This window comes from Enterococcus sp. LJL51 (assembly GCF_054871795.1).
This window is the reverse complement of sequence record NZ_JBTXLW010000010.1, coordinates 126,652-151,944: the sequence shown is the minus strand read 5'-3', so window position 1 is coordinate 151,944 and position 25,293 is coordinate 126,652. Positions and strand designations below refer to the sequence as shown.

Annotated in this window: 22 protein-coding genes; 9 read left to right on the top strand and 13 right to left on the bottom strand. The window is 39.8% G+C overall.

The annotated features are described in order from the left end of the window. The coding region (locus ACYSNQ_RS10830; RefSeq protein WP_461731384.1) for a transposase at positions 1-214 on the bottom strand (214 nt) is incomplete at its 3' end. A gap of 447 nt (positions 215-661) precedes the next feature. Further along, positions 662-1,555, bottom strand: coding sequence for a VOC family protein (locus ACYSNQ_RS10825; RefSeq protein WP_426083259.1), 894 nt, complete (start codon positions 1,553-1,555; stop codon positions 662-664). Between the two features lie 149 nt (positions 1,556-1,704). Here ACYSNQ_RS10825 and ACYSNQ_RS10820 point away from each other — a divergent pair, with 149 nt between their 5' ends. From ACYSNQ_RS10820 to ACYSNQ_RS10800, 5 genes are all read left to right on the top strand, one after another. Beyond that, entirely contained in the window at positions 1,705-2,121 is a 417-nt protein-coding gene (locus ACYSNQ_RS10820; protein WP_426083248.1) for a DUF3788 family protein, read from the top strand. Between the two features lie 383 nt (positions 2,122-2,504). Further along, positions 2,505-4,187, top strand: a complete 1,683-nt coding sequence (locus ACYSNQ_RS10815; protein ID WP_426083246.1) for an Hsp70 family protein — start codon at positions 2,505-2,507, stop codon at positions 4,185-4,187. Beyond that, entirely contained in the window at positions 4,178-6,277 is a 2,100-nt protein-coding gene (locus ACYSNQ_RS10810; protein ID WP_426083244.1) for a hypothetical protein, read from the top strand. Before ACYSNQ_RS10815 ends, ACYSNQ_RS10810 begins: the two co-directional genes overlap by 10 nt. Before the next feature lie 15 nt (positions 6,278-6,292). Continuing rightward, positions 6,293-7,828, top strand: a complete 1,536-nt coding sequence (locus ACYSNQ_RS10805) for a DUF1958 domain-containing protein (protein ID WP_426083242.1) — start codon at positions 6,293-6,295, stop codon at positions 7,826-7,828. 10 nt (positions 7,829-7,838) lie between these two features. Continuing rightward, the gene (locus ACYSNQ_RS10800) at positions 7,839-8,045 is read left to right on the top strand and encodes a hypothetical protein (RefSeq protein WP_426083240.1); all 207 of its coding nucleotides are present in this window, start codon (positions 7,839-7,841) and stop codon (positions 8,043-8,045) included. Between the two features lie 17 nt (positions 8,046-8,062). Here ACYSNQ_RS10800 and ACYSNQ_RS10795 read toward each other — a convergent pair whose 3' ends face one another. The 6 genes from ACYSNQ_RS10795 to yfmF all read right to left on the bottom strand — a co-directional run bounded on the left by ACYSNQ_RS10795 (position 8,063) and on the right by yfmF (position 13,843). Beyond that, positions 8,063-8,533, bottom strand: coding sequence for a GNAT family N-acetyltransferase (locus ACYSNQ_RS10795; protein ID WP_426083238.1), 471 nt, complete (start codon positions 8,531-8,533; stop codon positions 8,063-8,065). Positions 8,534-8,633: 100 nt separating this feature from the next. Next, entirely contained in the window at positions 8,634-9,212 is a 579-nt protein-coding gene (pgsA, locus tag ACYSNQ_RS10790) for a CDP-diacylglycerol--glycerol-3-phosphate 3-phosphatidyltransferase (protein ID WP_426083237.1), read from the bottom strand. A 398-nt stretch (positions 9,213-9,610) separates the two neighbouring features. After that, positions 9,611-10,513 carry a helix-turn-helix domain-containing protein gene (locus ACYSNQ_RS10785; protein ID WP_426083235.1) on the bottom strand — a complete coding sequence of 301 codons (903 nt, stop codon included), beginning with the start codon at positions 10,511-10,513 and terminating at the stop codon, positions 9,611-9,613. 30 nt (positions 10,514-10,543) lie between these two features. After that, positions 10,544-11,266, bottom strand: coding sequence for an elongation factor P 5-aminopentanone reductase (ymfI, locus tag ACYSNQ_RS10780; protein ID WP_426083232.1), 723 nt, complete (start codon positions 11,264-11,266; stop codon positions 10,544-10,546). A gap of 23 nt (positions 11,267-11,289) precedes the next feature. Further along, entirely contained in the window at positions 11,290-12,582 is a 1,293-nt protein-coding gene (yfmH, locus tag ACYSNQ_RS10775) for an EF-P 5-aminopentanol modification-associated protein YfmH (RefSeq protein WP_426083231.1), read from the bottom strand. Further along, positions 12,575-13,843, bottom strand: a complete 1,269-nt coding sequence (gene yfmF, locus ACYSNQ_RS10770; protein ID WP_426083230.1) for an EF-P 5-aminopentanol modification-associated protein YfmF — start codon at positions 13,841-13,843, stop codon at positions 12,575-12,577. The genes yfmH and yfmF overlap by 8 nt, the downstream gene beginning before the upstream one ends. A 201-nt stretch (positions 13,844-14,044) precedes the next feature. Here yfmF and mscL point away from each other — a divergent pair, with 201 nt between their 5' ends. Further along, positions 14,045-14,452, top strand: coding sequence for a large conductance mechanosensitive channel protein MscL (gene mscL, locus ACYSNQ_RS10765; RefSeq protein ID WP_426083228.1), 408 nt, complete (start codon positions 14,045-14,047; stop codon positions 14,450-14,452). A 404-nt stretch (positions 14,453-14,856) separates the two neighbouring features. On the opposite strand, the gene ACYSNQ_RS10760 is transcribed toward mscL, so the two are convergent. The 5 genes from ACYSNQ_RS10760 to ACYSNQ_RS10740 are packed head-to-tail and all read right to left on the bottom strand — an operon-like array spanning position 14,857 to position 21,486. Beyond that, positions 14,857-15,702, bottom strand: a complete 846-nt coding sequence (locus ACYSNQ_RS10760) for a hypothetical protein (RefSeq protein WP_426083226.1) — start codon at positions 15,700-15,702, stop codon at positions 14,857-14,859. Positions 15,703-15,726: 24 nt separating this feature from the next. Continuing rightward, on the bottom strand, positions 15,727-17,127 hold the full coding sequence (locus tag ACYSNQ_RS10755; RefSeq protein WP_426083224.1) for an alginate O-acetyltransferase AlgX-related protein: 1,401 nt from the start codon (positions 17,125-17,127) through the stop codon (positions 15,727-15,729). An 11-nt stretch (positions 17,128-17,138) separates the two neighbouring features. Continuing rightward, entirely contained in the window at positions 17,139-18,545 is a 1,407-nt protein-coding gene (locus ACYSNQ_RS10750) for an MBOAT family O-acyltransferase (protein WP_426083222.1), read from the bottom strand. A 27-nt stretch (positions 18,546-18,572) separates the two neighbouring features. After that, the gene (locus tag ACYSNQ_RS10745) at positions 18,573-19,196 is read right to left on the bottom strand and encodes a hypothetical protein (protein ID WP_426083220.1); all 624 of its coding nucleotides are present in this window, start codon (positions 19,194-19,196) and stop codon (positions 18,573-18,575) included. A gap of 22 nt (positions 19,197-19,218) precedes the next feature. Beyond that, entirely contained in the window at positions 19,219-21,486 is a 2,268-nt protein-coding gene (locus tag ACYSNQ_RS10740; protein ID WP_426083218.1) for an RICIN domain-containing protein, read from the bottom strand. Positions 21,487-21,763: 277 nt separating this feature from the next. Between ACYSNQ_RS10740 and serC the strand changes: the two genes are divergently transcribed. Genes serC through ACYSNQ_RS10725 form a run of 3 tightly spaced genes read left to right on the top strand, consistent with a single transcriptional unit; the run spans position 21,764 to position 25,284 of the window. Then, positions 21,764-22,855 (top strand): 3-phosphoserine/phosphohydroxythreonine transaminase, encoded by a 1,092-nt coding sequence (serC, locus tag ACYSNQ_RS10735; RefSeq protein WP_426083216.1) that lies wholly within the window; start codon positions 21,764-21,766, stop codon positions 22,853-22,855. Beyond that, the gene (locus ACYSNQ_RS10730; protein ID WP_426083214.1) at positions 22,856-24,043 is read left to right on the top strand and encodes a phosphoglycerate dehydrogenase; all 1,188 of its coding nucleotides are present in this window, start codon (positions 22,856-22,858) and stop codon (positions 24,041-24,043) included. It abuts the gene before it with no gap. Next, positions 24,043-25,284, top strand: coding sequence for a DUF1015 domain-containing protein (locus tag ACYSNQ_RS10725; protein ID WP_426083212.1), 1,242 nt, complete (start codon positions 24,043-24,045; stop codon positions 25,282-25,284). The genes ACYSNQ_RS10730 and ACYSNQ_RS10725 overlap by 1 nt, the downstream gene beginning before the upstream one ends. Positions 25,285-25,293: the final 9 nt, after the last annotated feature.

Sequence of the window (25,293 nt, the reverse complement as noted above, 5' to 3'; positions counted from 1 at the left end):
AAAAGACACGCTGAGTATACGCATACAGAATAATTTTTAATAGCATCTTCGGGTGGTAGGCCGGTCGGCCTAATTGTTCTTCTAATTTATTAAAGAGTGTTTGCGGCATGGCTTCGACTAAGGCATTAACCGCAAAAGCGACATCCGTTTCAGGAATAAACTGTTCCAACTCTAATGGTAAAATCGTTTGATTAATGGTATAATCTTTAAACATAAAAGCACGCTCCTTTTGATTTGGTTTAGTCACTTTAATCTTACACGGTTGCGTGCTTTTTGTGTACCCTAAAATTAAAAAAGTGAGAAAATAATCAGATTTTCTTCTGACTATTGTCCCACTCCCACTCACGTGGAATTCGGATAAACGGTGGGAGCAGTAGCACATACCAGCATTGAACTGTGACGAGTAACCGCAGGAGCAAAACCTTCAAAAATAAGCCGAAATTCACAAAAATTTGAAAAACACCAGGTAGGAATCAGTCAACATCGACTGGCTCACATTCGTGTTTCTTGTCATTTTCGTGAATTTCTTCTTATTGCTGAGAAACACAATGAGGAACGAGCTGATGTTAAACAGTACCTATTTGGTTCTCGGGACTAAACACTCTTGTCCCATCCTCTGCATCTCTTCTATCTTTTCCATTACTTAGTTGTTATTGTTTTTTCAACTCTTAGCAAAACCGCTGCTAGCTGTTTTCTGTTCAATCCTCACCGTAATCCCGCTAGGATCAAGAAGAACAAGCTCATCTGATGTTTCCTTTAAAAAGGTAAGCCCATACTCTGTAATATTCGTTTTGACTTTAAGAAATGCTTCCTGATTGGAAACAACTAGAGTAAAGTAATCCAGACCTAAATCATTTTCTTTCGGTGCCGGCAGCTCCTTGCCCAGCCACACATTCGTTCCTATATGATGGTGGTATCCGCCAGCGGCAAAAAAACTGGCTTGACTACCGAAATGATCTTTTAATCCTAAGCCGAGTGCTTCTATATAAAAAGCTTCTGTTTTGGCCAAATCTGCTACAGAGAGATGAACGTGACCCACTGTAGTACCAGCAGGAAATTTGTCGGTTGCTTCATCTCGGCTGGCTAGTACGCCTGCTGCATCCATTTCCACAGTGATTCCTGAAATTCGACCATCCGGCTGAATAGACCATTCAGTCTTCGGTTTATCCCGATAAATTTCAATCCCGTTCCCTTCCGGATCTTCCAGATAAAGTGCTTCACTATAGCCGTGATCAGAAGCGCCAATAATCGCTGCTTCTTTTTTTAGTAAGCTAAACAAGGTGTTGCCCAAATCCTTACGTTCCGGAAGCAGAAAAGCAATGTGGTACAACCCAGCCTTTCTTTCTCTACGATTTGGCTGTTCAACTTTTCTCAGCATCAGAAGAGGCAGTCCCTCCACACCTAATAAGGCGGTTTCTGTATTGAATTCCAGTAGTGTTAAACCAATGACTGATGTATAAAATTCAATTTGTCCTGTAAGATCAGCAACTTTCAACCCTACCATGCCGGTATGAGCAGTTTTATCTATTGAAAAAGTTTGTGTTAGCATAAGTATTCCTCCTTTTATATCAGTAGTTCATTAACAGAATATCACTTACTTTTAGTAAGTTAAAGTTTTTTGCTTATTGCCTTAAAAATTTTAAACAGAAAACCATTGAAGTAGGTCAAGTAAACAGGCTATACTGGTGGAAAAGGAGAAAAGTAATGACTATCAGTTATTTTGACAATAAAGAACAAGAGCCGCAGATTACAGAACTCTATGAGGTGCTAGGCGATGCGTCCACATTATGGCAGCAGATAGATGAGGAATTATTTAAAATAGCTGCTGAAATGACAGGGTATTGGAAATTTCCAACAAAAAAAGCTGGCTGGACATGGATTAATAGCTTGAAAAAACGCGTACTTCTCTATCGTCAACCCTGTCAAAATTCGTTTCGAGCAACAATTGTTCTAGGAGAAGCTGCTGTTCAGTCCTTTTTGAATAGCGACGGACCAGATATCTTGAAAGATAAAGTTAGAGAAACACGAGTCTATGCTGAAGGGCGCAGTATCCTTTTTGAAATTTCTTCTAATCAGGACTTACAGGAACTTCTGATACTACTTCCATATAAACTCAATTAACCAAGGGGTGGTTTCTGGATACCGTTCATTCGGTTTTAGGCATACTAAAAGTCTGGGAATTTATTTATATACCAGACTTTGACGCTTTTTATGTGAATACATTTTAAATAACAAAAGTTATCCAAAATGTATTCAGCTGTGAAAAATAAGTCGAAATTTACTGGAAATAGAAGAGCAGCTATTTTCCGTATATTTCGGCTTATTTCAAAAGGGGCTGCTTGAGGACTCTAATTTACTGGATTTTATAAGGGCTGGTGTACCTTCGACTATCCTACTCTTGTTTAGCTATAAACTTCAGTAAAAAGTAAAAAAAGTATCCATATTTCCCCCCATTTCCGATAAAATAGAGTTATGTGTATTAAAAAATAAAAGGGGTATTAAAAATGATTGGAATAGACTTAGGAACATCGAACAGTGTAGTATCTTATTGGGATGGCGAACAGGTTCAGCTAATCCCCAACCGATTCGGCAAAGTGTTGACTCCATCAGTTGTTGGAATTGATGATGACGGAAAAGTTTTAATTGGTGAAATTGCCAAAGAACGGCTGATTAGTCACCCTCAGCTGACAGCAGCTGCTTTTAAACGTTTTATGGGTACTACTAAGCATTATGAGTTGGGCATACATTCTTTTTCTCCAGTTGAGTTGTCTTCTTTAATCCTAAAAAGTTTAAAAGAAGATGCAGAGAATTATCTAGAGCAGGATTGTACACAAGCGGTTATCAGTGTACCAGCTTATTTTAATAATATTGAACGGGAAGCAACGATTGAAGCGGCTAAATTAGCAGGCTTAGACGTTCAGAACTTGATTAGCGAACCAACGGCTGCAGCTATGGCCTATGGTCTGCATGAGGATAAGGATCAGGCAATTCTTGTTGTCGACTTAGGCGGCGGGACTTTTGATGTCTCTCTCTTGGAAATGTTTTCTGGAGTGATGCAGGTAGAAGCTATCTCTGGCGACAACAACCTGGGCGGTGAGGATTTCACACAAATTATCGTCCATGATTGTTTGAATAAGCATGGTTTAGCTGATCAGGTGCTGCCCGCAGCAGTGCAAGCGGTTCTCTATAGAAAAGCTGAAGGGCTAAAAATTAGTTTCTCTTCTCAGCCTAAAAGCAGCTTTTCTTTTGAAGTAAATCAAACCATTTATGAGTACGAGTTGACTATTCAGGAGTACGAAAACCTATGTCTGCCTCTTTTGAAGCGCATGCGTCAGCCGGTTGGCAGAGTGCTTAGTGATAGCCATATGGATATAAAGGATATCAATCAGGTAATCCTGATTGGCGGAGCAACGAAAAATCCTAGTATTCGCAATTATTTTTCTCGGCTGCTTAAGGTTATTCCCTACACACAGATTAATCCTGATGAAGCTGTGGGACGCGGTGCCGGCATTCAGGCAGCACTAAAAACACAACGTGAAATGGTAAATGAAATGATGATGACTGATGTCTGTGCCCATACGCTAGGAGTAGATATCATCAGCCGCGGACCAAATGGCTATACCGAAGGAGTTTTTGCACCAATTATTGAGCGGAATACGACTATTCCAGTCAGCAGAATTGAAACTTTCTATACTGTAAGAGACAATCAGGAAAAAGTCGATTTTTCAGTCTATCAAGGCGAGCATCCCATGGTCAAGGATAACTTAAAAATTGGTGAGCTGATGGTCTCTGTCCCGCCCGGACCAGGAGGAACACCGGTAGACTGCCGCTTTACTTACGATTCTAATGGTGTTTTGGAAGTTGTTGTTACAGACATTCAGGGTCAGACAACTCAGCTGATCATCGAGAGTCATCCTGGCAAGCTAACAGAAGCTGAGCTTCAGGAAAGCTTAAAAAAGATGGAAGGCTTAAAAATCCATCCGCGGGATCGTGCTGAAAACCGATTGCTTTTAGCACGGTTGGAACGTGTTTATGCAGAAGCCTTAGGAGATAAGAGGGCGTATATTCAATCCCTTATTTTAGAATTCCAGCATACACTGGATAAACAGAATGATTTGGAAGTCAAACGTCTGTCTGCAAAGCTTCAGCAGCAGTTAAATGAATTGGAGCAGCAGCTATGGACATAAACATTTGGGAAATACTAGGCATCGAAGCTACACAAGATAAAAAGAGAATCAAAAAAGCATATGCTGAAAAACTAAAGACATTAAAAATCGATCAGGAAATCGACGCTTTTCAACAGCTGAAAGCTGCCTTTGACCAGGCATTAGCTTATGCCTCTTCAAGTAAAGCTGACACTGCGGACAGTATACAAACAGCAGCAGAGCCGAACAGCAAACTAAATGATTTGGAAGAAGAATCAGAGTCAAACAACCTTAGCACTACAGACTGGGGTGAACTGAAAATTTTCTCTCTTGAACTGGAGAAAATCAAACAGACTCATGCCTACTACGATGATTTGGCATTGTGGGAAGAGCTGACAGACCCCATGTTTGACTGGAGCAAAGAAGAGTATTGGGAAAATGTCTATTTACTTCAGCAATTCTTAGCAGAAAATTATATGTGGCTTTCTAAAAAAGTTCTCAGCTATTTATTTGATATTTTTGATTTAGACAGCTTGATTAACGGCGATGGTCCAACAGGAGTTCTTGCGCCTGATTTTCATCACGTTATCATGCCGATTCATTTTGCGCCTGATTTTTCCTTTGCTATTTGGCGTGCAATTCCCGCTGATTACAGAGAGCAGTATTTTTATTGGCGTTTTCAGGCTTACCTGATGCTGATGAGAGGTTCAGTCTACAGCAGTGATTTTCAGACCTTAACAGCCAAATGTCTCGACCTTACAAAAGAAGATAGCGATATCTACAATTTACTTTTGTTGGAGCTTTTGCAGCACAGAGACGGCATCCTCGTTGAAGAACAGGCGGAGCAATTTGCTGACTTATTAGCACAAGCTGAAAAATTCCATAGTAATCAGACAACCGCTTTTCTGAGAAATTACTACGAGACGGTTATTCTTAAAAACAAAGATGCTGCCACACGCCATTATAGGTGGAAAAAGGAAGAATTGATTTTTTCAGGAAATATGTACAGTCTGCTTTATGGTTTGATTCTCTATCATCAGAATCAGCAGACAGAAGCCTTTATAGAATGGCAAAAACTGCCTGATAATAAACAAGCTGAACTGCTGACTACTTATAAAATAAATAAGAAGCTGTTACCCACAGAGAAACAAACCGAACTAAAGCTTATTTTGCAAAATGATAAACAAGCACGCAAACAGACTGCTGCTGCCAACAAAAGTTCTTCAGGAAACATCTGGTGGTGGCTGTCTATCTCAGTTTTAGTGATTAGAGTAATAATGAGTATTTCACGTGCGAACTCCACTGCGCCAAAAACACCTATTGTGAACCCAATAGTGACAGACATGCCTTACAGCCAGACATTAGCGCAAACAGCTCATCAGCTCAATCAGAAAGAAGAACAACTGCGGCTGGCGAAGCGATTTATCAGTCATTTTTACTCCACCCTAACTGTAGATCAGGTATTGTCGGCAGCAGATGAGCTGTTTATCCGAGAAGATTTAAAAGAAAAATTTGCTTCTTTAGCTGGTCAGAGAGAGTTGGACTACTCAGATACTGATATCCGTTATTTTTCCAGATTAGACGGCTATGAAATGAAACGCTATATTACAATTTACTATAAAGATGAACGTCTCCACTTATTAAAAATAGATGAGCTGGAAAAATGTATTGAAGCGGTTTACAGCACTGGTTGGGATGACCTTTCCGAAGCTGAACTTACAAAACTGATTAATTTCTCAGAAACAGACACACAGGAAGTGACTACGCGTTTCATTAAAGATTACTTATTCACCGAAAATCAAACAGGAAATTTAGGCGATTTAGCTGTTTTTCTGACACCTGAATTTCGAAAAAGCTTAAATATAGATGAGCAAGGGAATTTCCAAACCAAAATGAACAGTCAACAGCTGGAAAATTTCCGAAATGGCTGGTTTTATAGCGTACAGTTGAACTATAATGAAATAGAATATGTTCTGACAAATGATCAGGAGGATATGGTATATTTTGCCTTTGATGAAGAAGGCAGACTCAATCATATTTACGGTGACAACTGGGAGTATCTGGAAACACCATCGCTGATGAGCACTAGCGAAAGATTATTTGTCGCTGATATCTTACATCCAAAAAACTAAGAAAAAGGAGTAACTATGTACAAAAACAAGAAAATTCATCTGGCTCTCTTATTAAGCCTGCTGTTCTCTTTTGCTTCCATTCTACCCGGTTTGACCGGCTATGCAGAAGAAGGTACTGGACAATCTGAAATAACAAACAGTGAAACCATGACATCCTCTGAGGAAGCACCTGCTCCAGAGGATATCATGACGATTACCCGTAATGCAGGTTATACCGTTGATGATTTCTATCGTCCTGCTGCTTCTATTGTCATCGATGCCAGCTCCGGACAGGTCATCTGGGAAGATCAGGCTGATCAGACCTGGTATCCGGCGAGTATCGCCAAAATGATGACAGTTTATCTGCTGTTTGACGCCATCAAGCAGGGAACGATTACGCTAGATACGACAGTCACAGCAACTGAAAGTGACCAGGCAATCTCAGAAATCTATGAGTTAAGTAATTCACCTATTGTTTCTGGTGTTGCTTATCCCGTTACTGATCTGCTATATATGACTACGATGGCATCGTCAAATGCAGCAACTGTCATGCTGGCAAACCTAGTAACAAATAATGATGCAGCCGCCTTCATCACAATGATGAATACAAAGGCACAGGAGCTGGGGATGACAAATACTACCTTTTACAATCCTAGCGGGGCAGCAGCCAGTGCCTTTAACGGCTATTACTCGCCTGCGGGGATTGATCCAGAGGCTGATAATGTATCGACCGCTCGGGACTTGGCCTTGATGTTTTATCATCTGTTGAAAAATCATCCGGAGGTTTTGGAGTACACTAACAAACAGCAGATTACGGTGATGGAAAATACAGAATACGCTGAGCTTTTAGAAAACTCCAACAAATCAATTCCCGGCGGATTATACGGCTATGAGGGCGAAGATGGTCTCAAGACTGGTGCTAGTCCGGAAGCAGCCTATAACTACGCAGCAACCGCTACAAGAGACGGCATGCGTCTAATTGAAGTAGTCCTTGGTGTAGGTGACTGGACAGATGCTGAAAGCGAAAATCAGCGGCATGCATTTGGTAATGCGTTATTCGACTATGGTTTCAATACATTTGAATATAGAAAGCTGCTGGATGCAGGAACACAAACAATCAATAATAAAGAAATTATTCTTGATCAAGAATTTTTTGGTCTGTTACGTAAAGGGACGCAGCCTGAATATATTCTCTCGGACAACCAACAGCTGCTTTTATCTAACCAGCTGAATCAAGTCTCATCGAGTATTCCAGCACCAAGTATCCCTTATCAGCTAAAGGAAGACAAAAAGGCAAAGGAAGAAGCAGAGACAAAAAGCAGCACAGCTGACAGCTCTCTACTTGGTAAAATTAAGCAGGCTTGGAAAGAGTATGCGCTTGTAGCAGCACTTTTAGTAATAGCAGTTCTTTTATTGATGTATGCTGGAACTACAGGAAGTAAAACGAAGCGTTCCAGAAGACGGGCAACCTCTCATAGACAGACAGCCTTCATTTTAGGTATTACATTAATTCTTGCCGCTATTCTATTAGGTGGAGGAACCTTCATTTTAGGTCCTTGGCTGCCGTTTTAGGAGAAAGTAAATGACACTATTTGGCTGGTTAAAGAAGAAACCGGCGACTGTTAAACCAAATGCAGCTATTTCTGAAAGTATCACTGAAACTGCAGCATCAGACAATCTGTCCGATGAATTACGTTACCGCTGCTTTGACAAAGCAGAGTATCAATTTGATACAGCTTTAGTTCATTACTGCACGCTTCATAAGAAAAAAGCAGCTCTCTTCATATAAAAGAGTCGCTGCTTTTTTCATTTGTCGGATAGGTTTCTTTCCATTGGAATGAAACGAATTCCATTAATTACTTTCTCTGTACCAGCAGCTGTAAATCCTAACTTAAGATAGGCTTCCACTGCATAAGGTGAAGAATTAACCGTTACTATCTGACAGTTCGTATTTTTTGAATAATCTTCGATCATTTTAGAGTAAAGTCTTCGTGCAATTCCCTGACGATGATACGCCTTGTCAACAAACAATAAGGAAATATGAAAGGGTTCTCTAACTGCTATAACACCTAAAAGCTTACTTTTTTCATAGTATCCCCAGATGAAGAGTTCGTTATTCTCAAGCTTCTTACTGATTTCAGGTAAAGAAATAAAGCTTTTAAATTCCTGAACTCCTTGATTAGAGTAATCAACTGCTTCAAACTCCATAAAAGTTCGCCAAACCAACCCTAAAGCTTCAGATAATTCCCCTCTGTGATTTCTAATTTTCTTAATCACTAACCCACCTCTTTTTTCAGATACTATGTGTAAATAAAAATTTCTAAAAAAGAGAAGCTGTCCCGCAGCCCCTCTTATACGTCCTCTATTCAATCCATTTCTACATTGAACCTTTAAATACTTCACTATTTTTAATAAAATAATCTACACCGGAGTATATTGTAAAAATCAAACAAGTGTACAGCATAATCAAATCAACCGGCAGTCCCATCAGATTGAAAGGAATATTGTTAATCAGTAATAGAATAATTGCCACCATCTGAGTAGCTGTCTTAATTTTACCTGGCCACGCAGCTGCCATCACTTCCCCGTGTTCTACCAGAAGCAGACGCAAACCTGTAACCGCCAGTTCACGACAGACAATAACTGCAACAACCCACGAAGGCGCTTTGCCTTGTCCAACTAAGACAATAAACGCTGTCATTACCAGCATTTTATCTGCTAACGGATCAGCAAACTTTCCAAAATTAGTCACTAATCCTCTTGCCCGGGCAATTTTTCCATCTAGCCAGTCTGTAATACTGGCAATCGCAAAAATCACTGCCCCAACCAATTGGGTGATTTCCAGCACGGTTTGCCCAACAGTGATTGAGCCCCAATCCAAAGGCAGAGTAACTACCAAAATAAAAATTGGTATCATAAAAATTCTAAGTACAGTTAATTTATTAGGTAAGTTCAACGCTCATTCCTCGCTTTCCTTTTCTATTTTACGTCATCCGACATAACCTGTCACGATAAACCATCTAAATTCTCAATAAAGTGATACCTGATTTACTTTGTATCTTGTTATTCCCTTGACACCTCTCACTAAACTGGAGAAAATCAACGCATAGCTATCTCTTTTTTTAAAGGATACAGCTGACTCTTAATAAGAGGGGCTGTGACATTAGTATGCCTCAGTCCCTTAAACCCGGATAAACGGTGTTTCAGAAGTAACTTCTTCGACAATAAGGCGGAAATTCGCAAAAATTTGTAGAACAATTTTCGGAATTTCCGCCTTATTGCTTGAAGCTGAACACTTCTGTCACAACCTCTATTTATTCTCTAATTTTAAACTTAGAGCCAAAACATCTGTTACTATTGTTGCGGCTCTTTATAGGCAATGGTAAATAAGAGATTACGTTCACCAATCCCTGTATCGTTCGGGTTAAAAATAACCTGCTGTCCATTTAGCTTCATATCCATATACTCTGAAGCGCCCAATGCCACAGTGACATTCGTCGCACCAGCTGGTATCTCAAATTCCTGCGTTTGTCCCTGCGGTACAGTTGACTGGAAAACATACGCGCCATCAATAATTACTCCGGCCCAGCAGTTCCCTTCGGTTGCAGTAAAACTGAATTTCGCAGGTGTATCTACGTCAGTAGCACTTAAATTAACAACTCTATTCGCTTCGCTTTGGTACACAACATTAGCTGTTTTTTCCTCACTGCTTTCAGTCGTTGAGCTTTCCTGTACAGAACTGCTTGTTTCAGAAGATGAGGTACTTGTTGATTCAACAGAAGAGCTGCTCTCAGAAGAACGTTCCACTGTAATTGTAGAAGCAGGCGGCTCAATAATCGGATTCGCCTTTTGATCCTGCCACATAATATAGAACACAACAATCGCAATAGCTAGTCCAAACAGTGATAAAATAATTGCTGGTAGGCTTTTGAATAGACTGCTTTCCCGTTCTTCTTCATAAATCTGTATTCTGGATTCTTCCAGCGTTTTATACTCCGCTGCCAGTTCAACATCTTCCGGGAGATCTTTTCCGTCAAAATAGTTGATTAGCTCTTCACCATCAAGGTTCACCGCATTGGCATACTGGCGAATAAAGGCACGCACGTAAAAAGTCCCAGGCATGGAATCAAAATTATTTTCTTCAATTGCCATTAAATAGCGCTTTTGGATCTTCGTAATCTGCTGCAGCTCATCTAACGACATATTCATTTGTAGTCGTGCTTCTCGTAGTCTCTGTCCTATATTAACGCTGGCCACTCGTTCATCTTCTCCAGTCTTTCTAAAATATCAATACCATCCCCCATTTACGGGAATGGTCGCTCCGGTTATATAATTTGCCTGATCAGAAAGCAAGAAAGCCGTTATTCCAGCTATCTCATCCGGATGAGCCATCCTGCCTACTGCTATATTTTCTTCCAATTGCTGAATTTCTTCCATTGTCCACTGCTTGTTCATCTCTGTTTGAACCGCTCCTGGAGCTACTATATTCACAGTGATGCCTAAGCTGGCAACCTCTTTGCTATAGGCTCGGACAAACGCTTCTTGTCCGCCTTTCACACCGCTATATACAGCTTCCATGCTGCTGCCATACTGACCATAAACAGAACCGATAAAAAGAATCCGACCCTGACCGCTCTTACTCAGTTTTTTCTGCAAATCCCGACAAAGAAGCATGGGTGCTTTCAAGTGAATCTGTAAAAGATTTTCAATTTCTTGATTTGTCTGATTTTCCAGCAATGTATAATAGGTAAAACCACTGGCAAAAACTACAGCGTCTACCTGAAATAATTGTTCTAAAAAAGTTGGAAACTGCTGTTCTTCCAACATATCTAAGGATACCATAAAAAATTCTTGCTGAGGATAACAATTTTGAAAGTTTCTAATCAAATTTTCGACCTTTTCCTCATTTTCATGATAGTGGCAGTACAATGACCAGCCGGCGGCTGCCAGCTGTCTTGCAACTGCGGTTCCAATACCTCCGCTTGCCCCCATAATCAATGCCTTTTTCATGACTGTCTCCTTATCAGTTTTTGCTAGTTTTTAGGATACATATAAAATCTGCTTAAGCCGTCTTTACGAATAAACTGCTTTCCAATTTTTTTGATATCGTCCAAGCAAATGGCTTCAATTACAGAAAGCATGTCAAATAGCGTTGTCTTACCAAATAATGACTGTGAAAACTGATTGGCAATATATTCTAACGAATTTAAAGACTGGAAATACTTTCCAATCATTTTTTTCTTAAGCAAATCAAGGTTTTCCTCTGTTAATTCCGGACTGTCTTCATAAGACAACAAAATTCTTTCCAGCTCTGCAGCCAGTTGCTCTGGCTGGTCGCTGTCGCCGCCTATGTCAGCGAAATGAAAGCTGCGGTCCAGATTAAATTCATAGCTGAAGCTATCATCTAATAATCCTGTATTATACAATGAGAGGTAATTTTGAGAGGTATTCCCAAAAAGCAGCTGTAACAATAAATTTACTGCTGTCTTATACTTCAACAGGTCGAAGCCGTCCTCAGGCACCTCATCAAGCCCTTTAAGTCCTACAAGGACCTTGGGCCGCTGTACAGGCATTTCAATTGAGCTTTCACGAACAATATCTGCTGCTGCTTCAATCGGAAAATGACGTTTAATCGGCGCTGCAGCTGCAAAAGTTTTCTGTTGTTGATTTTTGCGGATGGAGGCCATCATTTCTTCCGGCTCCATTTTTCCTACAACAAACAAGGTCATATTACTTGGATGATAAAACGTATGATAACACGTATATAAATCATCAGCAGTAATCTGACTGATGCTTTCTACTGTTCCTGCAATATCGATATGCAGTGGATGCTTAGGATAAAGATTCCCTAGAATTCCAAAAAACAGCCGCCAATTTGAATCATCCAGATACATTTGAATTTCCTGACCGATAATCCCTTTTTCCTTTTCCACTGTTTCTTCTGTGAAGTATGGTGCTTGTACAAAATCAATCAGTGTTTCCAGATTTTTTTCTACCTGATCTGTAGTGGAAAATAAATAACTGGTTTTCGTAAAACTGGTAAAAGCATTGGCAGAGGCCCCTTGACGTCCAAAAGCCTGAAAAACATCGCCATCTTCCTTTTCAAACATTTTATGCTCGAGGAAATGAGCAATTCCATCGGGTACTCGTATCATCTCATTTTTTCCTAACGGAACAAACTCATTGTCAATTGATCCATAATCGGTAGTAAATAATCCATAAGTTTTATGGTAATCATTTTTAGGCAGCAGATAGACTGTTAAGCCATTCTCCAGCACTTCTGTATATAGCGTTTCATTGATTTGCGGATAGGATTTCTTATCCATTCTTCTGCTCCCCCTCTAAAAAGAAAATAGCCTGCATTTTAACTTGATTGGCAACCTTTTGTATTTCTTTAAGTGTTACTGCTTCTAGACGACGCAGCCACTCCTCAGGTTCAAGAACTGTTTCCGGTAACAGAAAATCCATATATGCCCCTTCCAGAACAGAACCTGCATTATCCAGAGACAACAGATATTGATTTTTCAGCATTGCCTTTGTCTGCTGCAGCTCTTCTTCCGACACTTCGCCTTTACGGATATTCTCCAGCTCTTTCGCTATCAAATGCAGAACCTTTTCTCTATTTTTCCCATCGATTCCGGTTTGAACAGTTAACATCCCCCGGAAAGTATCTAAACTACTGGAAGCATAGTACGCTAAATTCTCTTTTTCACGAACATTCATAAATAGCTTGGAATGAGGAAAACCTCCAAAAAGTCCATTAAATACCTGTAAAGCAAAATAAGAGGCCTCGCCATAGAAAACATTTGTATCATAAGCAATATTCAGCTTAGATTGGGCCAGTTCTTCTCTTTCTGAACGTTCTTTAATGACATTATCAATCGTATGATGATAAAAAACTTCACCTACTCCGGCTTCCCGTTCTGTAAACGGCAACTCAGCAATTAGTTTAGCAGTCATCTCTTCTTCCACGTCACCCAAAATAAAAATATCGATTTGATCCTTCGCCATCATCTCATAGTAATAATCGGCGATTGTTCGAGAAGTTTCCTTTTTCAAGTCTTCCAGAGTACCAAAGCTAGGAATTTTTTGGGCATCAGATTCATCAAAATAAAGGTTTTGCAGTGAAAGAGCTGCATATGCCTGCTTATCTTCCATCACACTCTCAATATAAGCCCCTGTATTTTCCTTCTCTCTGTCAAAAGTTTCCTGATCGAAATGACCCTCAACAATGTGAGGAGCGAACAAAATCTCTTTAATAAATGCAACTGCTTCTTCCAGAACATGACTTTGATTTAGGTAATTATCATTAACAATACTCATGGATAGATTCAGCCAGTGCAGGTTTCCTTTTTTATTTACGTTAAAACCAAAACTGGCACCGTACATCTCGGCCAGCCGTTCACTGATTTGCGTCTGATCCGGATAGTTTAGACTATTTGTTTCCAGCAGACTGGACAACAAAGTCCGTTTGGTAATGGTTCGGCGGTCCAATAATGTATTGAAACGTATTAATATACGTACGGTTTTATATTTTTTAGTTGGCAGAATATGTAGATTGACTCCCTTAGCTAGCTTAACTGACATGTTTTCAACCCTTTCTTCGTTGTTTCATCATAATCAATATGTCTTATAAATTCAAGAATCTCCCTGTATTTAAATACTTTTTTAACTTTCTGTTTCTGCGTATAATTATAGCATAGCTTCTACTACTTTTAAGATTCCAAACTGTTTTCGTTTAAAATTATTCTAATTTTGAGTATACTAAAATAGTAGAGGAGGGATACTATGTTCAAGGAATTTAAAGAATTTATGATGCGGGGAAATGTACTTGATCTTGCTGTTGGGGTTGTTATCGGGAGTGCCTTCACAGCAATCGTGACCAAAGTCGTTGATGGTCTGATTACCCCTATTGTTAGCTTGATTATTGTAATGATAACTGGACAAAGCAGTGCAGACGATGCATTCGGTTCACTGGTCTTCAATGTAAATGGCGTAGCGTTCAAAGTTGGAGACGTCATTAGTGCAATCATTACTTTTATTATCACCGCATTTGTCCTGTTCTTGATTGTTAAGGCAGCAAACAAAATGAAAAAACCACAAGAGGAAGAGCCGGTAGAAGAGACACCTACAGCAGAAGAATATCTGGCAGAAATTCGTGATTTGCTGGCTGCCCAAAACAAAAAAGAACAGTAAACAGATTTCCGTATTACAGATAAAAAGAGTAGGATATTTAGTAATCTTCAATAAGTTGGATTTTGAGTCCAATATTGAGATTCTTCTTTTTCCTACTCTTTTTGCTGTTCTGCAAAAAAATAAAAGCTTTATAAAACACACACAGCTGAAAACCGGAGGAGGTTTTCAGCTGTTTTAATTAGGAGTTAAATGAAATGAAACATCTTATATTTGATTATTAGTTTAGCCTCTATTTATGAATAAAGTATGATGAAACTTTTTAAAAAAAGCTACTTTTCTGCAATAAAATAGTTTCTTTCACTCCTAGTATCCAAAAAAATATATAAATTATTCTTCTTTAATAAAAAATCAACAGTCTGAGGAAGCTTTTCTTTCCTCAGACTGTTGATTTATTTAAGTTACTCTTAGTTGAACATAGCCCCATCATCAAGACAGTTGTCTGCGCCTTGATTCTGTGCTGGAGCTGCTGGAGCTGCCGGCTGTTGTTCTACAGGTGCTGCTGGCTGTTGTGCCGCTGCATTAGCTGCTGCCTGAGCATCGGCAGCCGCTTGTGCATCAATTGCTGCCTGTGCTGCCGCTGCATCATTGGCCGCTTGATTATTGTCAACGGTTGGCTGTGCATTGGCTGCCTCCTGAGCCGCTAGGGCATCCGCTGCTGCTTGTGCATCGGCATTGGCTGCTGCTTCAGCTTGTGCTGCTGCATCCTTCTCTGCTTTTGCAGCAAGCTCTTGTTCTTTGGTATCAACGACTTGACCTGCTTTATTTTTATATTTCAAGAACGCCACCGTACCATCATAACCTACTTCAACTTCTGATTTTGGATCAAAATCAGAGAAATTGAAATTACTGATTTCGTGTACCGTATCATCAGCAAAGGTTACCTGCACAGCATATTTTTGTTCTCCCTCTTTGTTTTCAGGTGTGTAAAATAATTGTACTGTATCCTCATTTTTAATCGTTGCGTTCTCACTCAACATACTTGCTGGATATTCTGTCTGATCGGCAGCTTTAATGGCTACAGCTTTGATTTCCTGTCCTGTGCTGTTCTTAACCAATGCTTTTGAAGCAGTATCTGATTTTACACCTACAACTTGATACGTTTTCTCTTCACTTGAGCTTGTTGTCGTAGCTGTTGAACTGCTTACTGTTGTTTTTTCAGTGCTCGATGCTGTATCTTTCTTTCCGCTGCCGCACGCTGTCATACCAAGCACACAAGCGAATAAGGTAACTAACTGCATGACTTTCTTCATTTTATAAATCCCCCATACTATTTTTTATTTAATATTGTTTTTCAATAGGTCTTCTGAATAAACAATTGTAGCTGCACCAGCTTCTACTGTCATAAAATTGATATGTGTGTCTTTCGGCAGCTGCATATTGGCTAAATACAATTGAAATCCTGCGCCATCCTCTTCGTCCTTTGAAAGATAAAAAGGCTGGTAGCAGACTGTTTGATTGGTTTCATTATTTCGAACCGAAAGATAAATTTCTGTTCTATCCGTAATCTGCTTCGGATCCACGGCTCCCTGCAGTAGATAGTAATCATTATCCTTTTTAATTGTCATTGAGGTATCTGTCTGAATCTGACCACCAGTTATATTGGGCACAATCGGCCCAGTCATAATTGGAATATCAATCGTCAGCTTTCTCAACGTCCGTTCTGCCCGTTCAACTACTACATGTGTCGGCAGGTACTGATCCACCTGTAGAAAACTGTATGGAACATATCTGGTAAAATAACCTTGCCCAAATTCATCAGCCATAAACGGTACTAAGCTCTCGCCAAAAGAATCTCTGTACATCAACAAACGGTTCTCTTCAGCTGCACTAGTAGTTTCAATCCACGGATCCATCATATCTGTAATATCATTTACTACTGTATAGCGATGAGAATAATACTGATTTGCTTCTTTTTTTGGCGCTTTGGGATACAACATTTCCGAAATATCCCCCACATGATCCTTTCGTTCTTCAAACGGAACATTTAGAAAGGTTTCATGCTGCAACTCAAACCGCTCCATAATCGAACGATAGGCAAGCAAGGCTCCCTCATTCGTCCAATGTGTGTCTCCATTAAAGTATAGGATAGGCTCCTGTTCTTTAAAGACAGCCTCTAAATCGACATAATTTACATCATACTCTGATAGTAAAGAAAGCAATCGGGAAAGGTTGCTTTCTTCTGCCTTATGATAGCGGCTGGGCATATTCTCATTATATAACGTATTTTTGTTCACTGGCGATACAAATAAAAACTGAGCACCACGGTCTATTGCATATTTCTGCATAATCTTCAGATTTTGAGCCGCCATAAACAGCTGACGATTCGTCATCTGATTTTTCCCTAGGTAATCATCCAGTGTACCATTAAAATAAAGCCAGCCGTTCTCCCCAACAATTACTCGGTCCGTGGCAGAACTTCCTACAGTATTACTGCGTACCATAGCGTTAGCCGTAACCAGCTGTTCTCGAAAGGCAAAGTGATCTTCAAAATATGTCCCCATATCCTGTAGAATCCCCCAATTCCATTCACCGTCCTTTTTCATTGACGGCCACTTTGCCAGCTCGGTTTTCTCTGCTGTTTCGTTGGTAGGCCAAAAGGTCATACCGGCAAACGGAATTAATAATATTGTGAAAATACATAGTAGATATACGATATATTGTCCATTCTTTTTCATTTGCCGTCCTCCTAAAATCTAAAATAGATGAATGGATTGTATGTTCCGCTGGATAAACTTAACATACATAAAACCAGCAAGATAATCGAACTGATATAGGTCATAGGAAGCAGTACTTTTTCCAATGAGCTATCAGGTGCAATCCTCATCTGTATATTAGGTAAAATCGGCATACTAATAATCATTCCAACAACTGTTGCTAAAATAAAAATCGGCGTCAGTTGTTCAAAAGCCAGCATTTGCTGCGTCTCCGTAAAGTGAAACCCAGTAAACATTTGACCAATCATATGCAGCCCCTGCTGAAAGCTTTCTGCACGGAACAGGACAAATCCAACAAAGACCACCAGCAGCGCATAAATATGACCTAAAAGTCGCGGCAGCCTCTTGACTGGTAAAAATTCTTCAATCATTTGAAACAATCCATGCCACAAGCCCCAAATCACGAACGTCCAGCTTGCGCCATGCCACAAGCCTGTAGAAAAGAAGACGATCCATTTATTGAGGACTGTCCGTGTTTTTCCTTTACGGTTTCCTCCCAACGGATAGTAAAGATATTCCTTAAACCAGGTTGACAGCGAAATATGCCATCTTCGCCAAAATTCTTTAATTGATCTGGATACATAAGGATAGTCGAAGTTTTCCAGAAAATGAAAGCCAAACATATGCCCTAGTCCAATAGCCATATCGCTATAGCCGCTAAAATCAAAATAAATCTGCAATGCATACGCTATTGCACCAATCCATGCTGAAATAATGTTAATCTCAGCAAAGGGAAAAGCAAAAACAGCATCTGCGGCTATCGCCACAGCGTTGGAAATCAATATTTTTTTAGACAACCCAATTGTGAAACGGCGAAAGCCCATTGCTATCCGCTTGGGATCAGCATGACGGTTATCGATTTGCTCCTGAATATCATGATATTTTACAATTGGCCCTGCAATTAACTGTGGGAAAAATGAAATATATAATAAGATATTAAAATAATTTTTCTGAACTGCTACATCTTTTCGATAAACATCAATGACATAAGACATGGCTTGAAATGTGTAAAATGAAATACCTATTGGTAATTTCAAACCAGGTCCTTCAAAAGCCGTACCCAGTAGCCCGTTTACTGTCTCAACAGCCATATCAGAATATTTGAATACACCTAGTAGTCCCAGATTAATAAGAACTGCGAAAAAGAGTGCTAGCTTTCTTTTCTTTACTTCTTCCGTTACTAACAACAGACCAAAGAAATAGTTAATCAATGTACTGATAATCATCAGCACAATATAAACAGGCTCACCATAAGCATAAAACAGCAGGCTTGCTCCAATTAATAGAAAATTGCGCAGTCTAACTCCTTTTACTAAATAGTACAGGATGAACAGAACTGGCAGAAAAACGCATAGAAACGTCATTGAACTAAAAACCATAGTTATCGTTGCCTTCCCCTCTAAGCATTACTGGCTGCTTTCTATTTCCTTCATGGACTTTTCTGTTTCGAAGGTACTGACCTGTTCTCCGGTGACACTTTCGTATTCAATATAAGCTACATCATCTTTAATAAAGAGTGTTGCCTCTTCTAAATCATCAAAAGGGAAACCGTGCAAAATATATTCTTTGCCATCCTTTGTTGTTAAGGAAAGATCATAACCTGGAATGATAACTTTTGCATCGCCATCACCAGAACCCGCATCACTATCCGTTTCAGGCGTGAAATACATTTTTCCCTGTTCATTTTTTAAAAATGGATTATTTTCTTTAAGCAGATTTCCTTCAAAAGCTTCTTCTGACATGTTCTTAATAGCGATACCTGTAATATCAGAGCCTGTTTGATTATCCAAAAGCTTCTCATATTCTCCTGATTTTCCAGTTTGTGTTCCGATTATTTTCGTTTGTTTTTTTGTTTCTGTCTTTCCCTTTGAAGAAGAATCGGTCCCTGTATTTGCTGTACTGGATTCTGATACCTCACCTGAAGAGGAATCGGATGTTCCGGTCCCTCCAGACGAAGCAGTTGTTTTACAGCCTGTCAGTAGAAAACAGCTGAAAAGAAGCATTGCCCCCGCTAGTTTATACTTTTTCATTCGAAGTTATACTCCTTGTTTTTTAATTAACGCGACGATAATTTTGGTACCTCATCGTTCCCGGATTGCCATAACGAAATTGATACCCATTGTACCCTTTAATTTCGTATTCTCCTTCCGGATCAAACACATAAACTGTACCACTCATGTTAATCTCAACCCAGCCATGGGCACTGGCACCGCCGCTCACTGTTCTCACGCTACCAACGGTTACATGTGCATCATAGCCCAGTTCTTTGGCCATGTAATAGAAAGTGCTGGCAAATGCGTAACAGTTGCCTCTTCGGTTATTGAACCCTTCTCTTGCATACCACTCAGCGAAATTCGCTCCTGCTGGAGGTGCTGACAGTGACTGATATCTTATACTGTTTACAGACCAGTTATAGGCAGCCCGCAGATTCCAGCCCACTTGATTCAAAATATTGTAAGCCTGCTGCTCCATAGCTGTTCTGTTCTTGGTTAATGTATAGGCTTTAGTCGTTATACCCACTTTTCCATTAGCATAGATATGAGTATCAAAAGCACCGCCATCACGAAAATCCTTGCTCCGAATATTTACAGTCCATGAATTGTCGTAATTTTTGCTACCTGCTAACCATTTGATATCATCTTGCCCTTTTGTACGGCTCCATGTCGGGAACGACATCGATGTTGCACTTACACTTGGATTGAAAATAGTCATTCGAACGGCTGTATTATCCGATTTTGTCATGCGAATAAAATTGGTTTGGTTCAAATTCTCAAGCTTAAATTGTTGCGCTTTGGTACGATTTAAACCATACATTTGTACATTAGCTCCATTTTTATTTTGAGCAGCTTCGATATCTAGATACTTTCCTAACTTATTTTGAATATAACAAAAGCCATTCCCCGCATCCACAAACCTAAATTTCTGTGCATCTGTTCCATTCCATGCATACTGCTGTACATTTGCTCCATTCGCCTTACTCCCAGATGCTACATCAAGTACTTTTTTAGATTTTTCGTTAATTATTCTGTACCAATTAGCATCAACAACTTCAATAATAAATTTTTGCTGAGAGCCTCCGCCCTCTCTCCAAAGCTGCACATTCGCTCCGTTTTGAGTACCACCTTTATAAACATCTAAAACCATATTTGTATTTACATTAGAAGAAATGAAATAGCGGGCACCACTTTGAATTTGAACTACATTAGGCGCACTAGCTGCTGCTACTCTCCATTTTTGCTCAGTTGATTCGGTCAATGTATCCGCTTGAACAGTTGTTTCCATTGTTGCTTCTGCTGTGTCCCGTTCAATATATTCTCCAAGTTCAGATTGAATATAGACATTTCCATCACCGGCATCTATGAATCGGAACCTCTGCTCTTCCGCATCTTCTTCCATGCTTAACTGTACAGCAGCCTTATCAGAAGTTTTCTCTTCCTCAACATCTAAGGCCATATTAGAGCTGGAATTAGTAATTGTATACCATCCATCTGTCACTTTTGTTACCGTAAAATGTTCAGCACTACTATATGTTGACGGTTTTACCTTTAACTCATTCTTAGAAGCTTCATCAACAGCAAGTACACTGTCTGTTTCAACTCCAGCAAACTGATATAACCCATCAGTAATAGTTACAACATTTGGTTCAACGGCTTTATCCAGACGCCATTTCTGTGTTTTGTTAGCATCAAGCTGGTTCATTTGAACTGCTGCTTCAATCGAATTTTGGGTTTCTGACAAATTTAAGACAGTTCCCAGTTTAGATTGGATGTAGAGATTTCCATCACCAGCATCTACAAATTGCCATTTCTGCGCATCTGTATCCTTTTCTTCTGTTTGAATAACTGTTGATTTATCAGCTGTTATGTCAGCTTGAACTTCTAAAAATAGTTGTGAATCAACATTTTGGATTTGATACCACTTATCATCCAATGAAATGATTTCAAAGTTTTGTCGGCTATGATAAATTTGTTTGTCCAGTTTCAGTTTGCCTGAATCTTTTTCCATACTCAGTAAAGTAGACTCCGTCGCTGTCCAGATGTTATAAATCCCACTCTGAACTTCCACTCCTTCTGACAATTCATTTTCTTCTAAGCCTTCTTCTGCTTCAGATGTTTCTTCTGTTCCCTCACTACTTGATTCGGAATTGTCCAGAAAATCTTCACTTTCAAAATCAGAGCTCTCCATTTGAGACTCACTACTGTTTTCTTCTGTTTTCTCGCTACTAACAGCTGAGCCTTCTTCTGCGTGTACCATTTCCGGTACACCATAAGAAAACATCAGAGATAACCCTAACATAATGGACAACATTTTTCTCTTCATATTTAGTACGCCCCTCAAATTATTATTAAATACTTAAAAAAACCCCAGTTATTTTAATGATAAACTGTCAAATCACAGAATGCAAACGTTAAAAAAGAGACAGACCTGTTTTCTTCTAATTTTAATAAGAAAAATTCTCATTTTTAACTAAAAATGCCTTTATCTTAAAATATATACACATTAAATTAGTTTTAATCTTTTTTTAATGTGAGCTTTCTGTTATAATAATTTTCACATTTAATTTCGTTCAGCAATGAACAAAGAAGGAGAGAAACGTATGACAACAGTTTATAATTTTTCTGCAGGTCCGGCGATTTTGCCAAAAAGTGTTTTGGAGAAGGCACAATCTGAATTAGTGAATTATCAAAACAGCGGCATGTCCGTTATGGAGCTGAGCCATCGATCCTCCTTGTTTGAAACGATTATTCAGCAGGCTGAAACCCTGTTGCGAGAGTTAATGAATATTCCCGATAATTACAAAGTACTATTTTTACAAGGCGGTGCCAGTCTTCAATTTACAATGATTCCATTAAATTTGGCACAAAATAAAAAAGCTTTGTATATCAATACAGGTTCATGGTCGAAAAAAGCGATTAGTGAAGCCAAAAAAATTTCCAACGTTCAGGTAGAAGTCATCGCTTCCAGTGAAGATAAAAACTTTACCTATATTCCCGAGGTTGAAAAAGACGCAATTCCTCAAGACGCTGCATATGTTCATATCACAACAAACAATACAATTGAAGGAACGGTTTATTATGACCTGCCGGATACTGGCGATGTTCCGTTAATCGCCGATATGTCATCCAATATCCTATCTATTGACTACAATGTTGCTGATTTTGGCTTAATTTATGCAGGCGCACAAAAAAATATTGGACCTGCTGGTTTAACAGTAGTTATTATTAGAGAAGACTTAATTGGACAAACAGACGTGATGAGCGCCATGCTGGACTACGACATTCAAGCAAAAAATAACTCCCTTTACAATACTCCACCGACGTTTGCTATTTACATGGCAGAATTAGTATTCGAATGGATTCGTGAACAAGGCGGCGTAAAACAAATGGAGAAATTAAATAAAGAAAAAGCTGAGCTTCTGTACAAAGAAATTGAAGCCTCTCCATTGTTCTCATCTCCTGTGGATCCTAGATACCGCTCTATCAATAACATTCCCTTTGTAACCGGGAGTGAAGAATTGGATAAAAAATTCAATCAGGAAGCACTCGCCGAAGGCTTTGAAAATCTCAAAGGTCATCGCTCTGTCGGTGGTATGCGCGCTAGTTTGTATAATGCCTTTCCAAAAGAAGGCGTAGAAGCGCTTGTAGCATTTATGAAAAAATTTGAAGCAGAAAATGGAGGAACGAACTAAATGTTTGATATCAAAACTTTCAATGCCATCGCACCAGAGGGCTTAGCCCGTTTCGATGATCCTCAATTTACCGTGGACCAGACAGATACACCAGCCGGAATCATTTTGCGTAGTGAAAAGCTTCATAACTATGCATTTCCAGACTCTGTGCTGGGTGTTGCCAGAGCTGGTGCAGGAACGAATAACATTCCTGTTAAAGAATGTGCTGAAAAGGGGATTGTTGTTTTCAATACACCGGGAGCTAATGCTAACGCAGTGAAGGAACTGGTGGTTGCTTGTCTACTGCTTTCTGTTCGTCCTGTATTGAAAGGCGCTAATTGGGTGCAGACACTTTCAGGACCAGATATCGAAAGTCAGGCGGAAGCTGAGAAGAAGCAATTTGCCGGAACCGAGCTTGAAGGTAAGAAACTGGGCGTAATCGGTTTAGGTGCAATTGGGGCAATGGTGGCTAATGATGCGTATCGTTTGGGAATGGATGTTACTGGATATGATCCTTTTGTTTCAGTAGATACAGCTTGGAGTATTTCTCGTCGCGTAAAACGGGCGCAGAGTATGGATGAAATTTTTACGAACTGCGACTTCATTACTGTCCATGTTCCACTAACTGAAACTACACACCACCTAATTGGTCAAGATGAGCTGAACAAGATGAAACGCTCTGCTGTACTGCTAAACTTTGCCCGTGGTGAACTAGTGGACACAGACGCAGTCTGCCAAGCAGTCAACAATGGGTCTATCGGCAGCTTCGTCACTGATTTTGCTGATGAACGCTTGTTAAATAACGAAAAAATCATGGTTCTGCCTCACTTAGGCGCTTCTACCGAAGAAGCCGAAGTGAACTGTGCTAAGATGGCTGCCCGAACACTGAAGAAGTTTTTAGAAACTGGAAATATTAAACGCTCTGTCAATTTTCCTACAGTGGAAATGGCGTTTAATTCGCCTTACCGCTTTACAATCATTCATAAAAACGTACCAAACATGCTGGGACAAATTTCTACAGGTATCGCGGAAACCGGAATCAATATTGATACGATGATTAACCGCAGCCGTGATGACTACGCGTATACCTTGGTGGATATTGCAGAAACAAATGAAGAAAAAATTAAAGCCGTTGCTAAAAAAATTCAACAGGCTGAAAATATCATTAAAGTACGGACAATTAAAAATAATGAGGCGGTGAACTATTAATGGTAAAAATTCATCCTTTCAGGAGTATCCGTCCTGCGGCTAAGCTCAGTGAAAAGGTCGCTACATTACCCTATGATGTTCTCAACTCCGCTGAAGCTCGGGAATTGGGGCAGGAAAATCCGTACTCTTATCTGCATATTGATAAAGCTGAAATTGATTTACCGGAAGAGTTATCTCCCTATGACAGTCAGGTTTACGAAAAAGCCGCCGATAACCTAAAAGCTTTTATTGAAAAAGAATGGCTGTTGCAGGAAGAGAACCCAGCACTGTATTTATACGAATTAGTCATGAATGGCCGTTCTCAAACTGGACTTGTTGCCTGTACAGCAGTAGAAGATTATACCGCAGGAAAAATCAAAAAACATGAATTTACTCGTCCGGAAAAAGAAGTGGATCGAATTCGTCATATAGAGGCCTGCGATGCTAATACTAGTCCGATTTTTCTTACGTACCGGTCGCAAACGGATATTCAACAGCTGATGGACAGCTGGAAATCTGCCCATACTCCTGTCTATGACTTCACCAGCTTCCACGAGGTTGGACATAAGGTCTGGGTCATTGATGAGAAAGAGGTTATCTCTGCTTTCACAAATGCTTTTGAAGCTAATGTTCCTGCCTTATACATTGCTGATGGTCATCATCGGACAGAATCAGCCGTTAAAGTTGGTGAAAAATATAGGGAACAGCACCCGCAGCTGCCGAAGGATGCTGAGATTAACTATTTTCTTTCAGTAATCTTTCCTAAGGAAGAGCTGGAGATACTTGATTACAACCGTGTAGTCAACGTTCCTCTTCCAGAAAATTTTCTAAAACAGCTTGCGGAGAACTTTACTGTGGAAACTGCAAACGCAGGAAAACCCGCCCAACCGAAAACCTTCGGTATGTACTTAGACGGGCAGTGGTATACACTAACTGCAAAAAAACACATTCTTTCAGATGATCCAGTTGAAGGTTTGGATGTTTCTCTCCTTCAAAATCATGTTTTCTCTGCCCTTTTTGGTATTCAAGATGTTCGAACCGATAAACGGATTGATTTCGTCGGCGGCATAAGAGGCATGGCAGAGCTGGAGAAATTGGTAGACAGCGGACAATGGACAGCTGCATTTGCTGTTTATCCAACCACAATGGATGACTTGCTAAATGTCGCCGATGCTGGGAAAATTATGCCGCCAAAGTCTACGTGGTTTGAACCAAAGCTACTTAGCGGATTATTTTTACATGATTTAGAGACAAAACGCTAAGAAAGCAGT

What these genes read in the sequence shown, in the direction of transcription:
- ACYSNQ_RS10760 (WP_426083226.1), bottom strand. Translation starts at nt 15,702, where the DNA reads ATGAAGAAAGTCATGCAGTTAGTTACCTTATTCGCTTGTGTGCTTGGT.
- ACYSNQ_RS10805 (WP_426083242.1), top strand. Translation starts at nt 6,293, where the DNA reads ATGTACAAAAACAAGAAAATTCATCTGGCTCTCTTATTAAGCCTGCTG.
- ACYSNQ_RS10725 (WP_426083212.1), top strand. Translation starts at nt 24,043, where the DNA reads ATGGTAAAAATTCATCCTTTCAGGAGTATCCGTCCTGCGGCTAAGCTC.
- ACYSNQ_RS10800 (WP_426083240.1), top strand. Translation starts at nt 7,839, where the DNA reads ATGACACTATTTGGCTGGTTAAAGAAGAAACCGGCGACTGTTAAACCA.
- yfmH (WP_426083231.1), bottom strand. Translation starts at nt 12,582, where the DNA reads ATGGATAAGAAATCCTATCCGCAAATCAATGAAACGCTATATACAGAA.
- ACYSNQ_RS10745 (WP_426083220.1), bottom strand. Translation starts at nt 19,196, where the DNA reads ATGAAAAAGTATAAACTAGCGGGGGCAATGCTTCTTTTCAGCTGTTTT.
- ACYSNQ_RS10740 (WP_426083218.1), bottom strand. Translation starts at nt 21,486, where the DNA reads ATGAAGAGAAAAATGTTGTCCATTATGTTAGGGTTATCTCTGATGTTT.
- ACYSNQ_RS10810 (WP_426083244.1), top strand. Translation starts at nt 4,178, where the DNA reads ATGGACATAAACATTTGGGAAATACTAGGCATCGAAGCTACACAAGAT.
- ACYSNQ_RS10730 (WP_426083214.1), top strand. Translation starts at nt 22,856, where the DNA reads ATGTTTGATATCAAAACTTTCAATGCCATCGCACCAGAGGGCTTAGCC.
- ACYSNQ_RS10815 (WP_426083246.1), top strand. Translation starts at nt 2,505, where the DNA reads ATGATTGGAATAGACTTAGGAACATCGAACAGTGTAGTATCTTATTGG.
- mscL (WP_426083228.1), top strand. Translation starts at nt 14,045, where the DNA reads ATGTTCAAGGAATTTAAAGAATTTATGATGCGGGGAAATGTACTTGAT.
- yfmF (WP_426083230.1), bottom strand. Translation starts at nt 13,843, where the DNA reads ATGTCAGTTAAGCTAGCTAAGGGAGTCAATCTACATATTCTGCCAACT.
- ACYSNQ_RS10820 (WP_426083248.1), top strand. Translation starts at nt 1,705, where the DNA reads ATGACTATCAGTTATTTTGACAATAAAGAACAAGAGCCGCAGATTACA.
- ACYSNQ_RS10755 (WP_426083224.1), bottom strand. Translation starts at nt 17,127, where the DNA reads ATGAAAAAGAATGGACAATATATCGTATATCTACTATGTATTTTCACA.
- serC (WP_426083216.1), top strand. Translation starts at nt 21,764, where the DNA reads ATGACAACAGTTTATAATTTTTCTGCAGGTCCGGCGATTTTGCCAAAA.
- ymfI (WP_426083232.1), bottom strand. Translation starts at nt 11,266, where the DNA reads ATGAAAAAGGCATTGATTATGGGGGCAAGCGGAGGTATTGGAACCGCA.
- ACYSNQ_RS10750 (WP_426083222.1), bottom strand. Translation starts at nt 18,545, where the DNA reads ATGGTTTTTAGTTCAATGACGTTTCTATGCGTTTTTCTGCCAGTTCTG.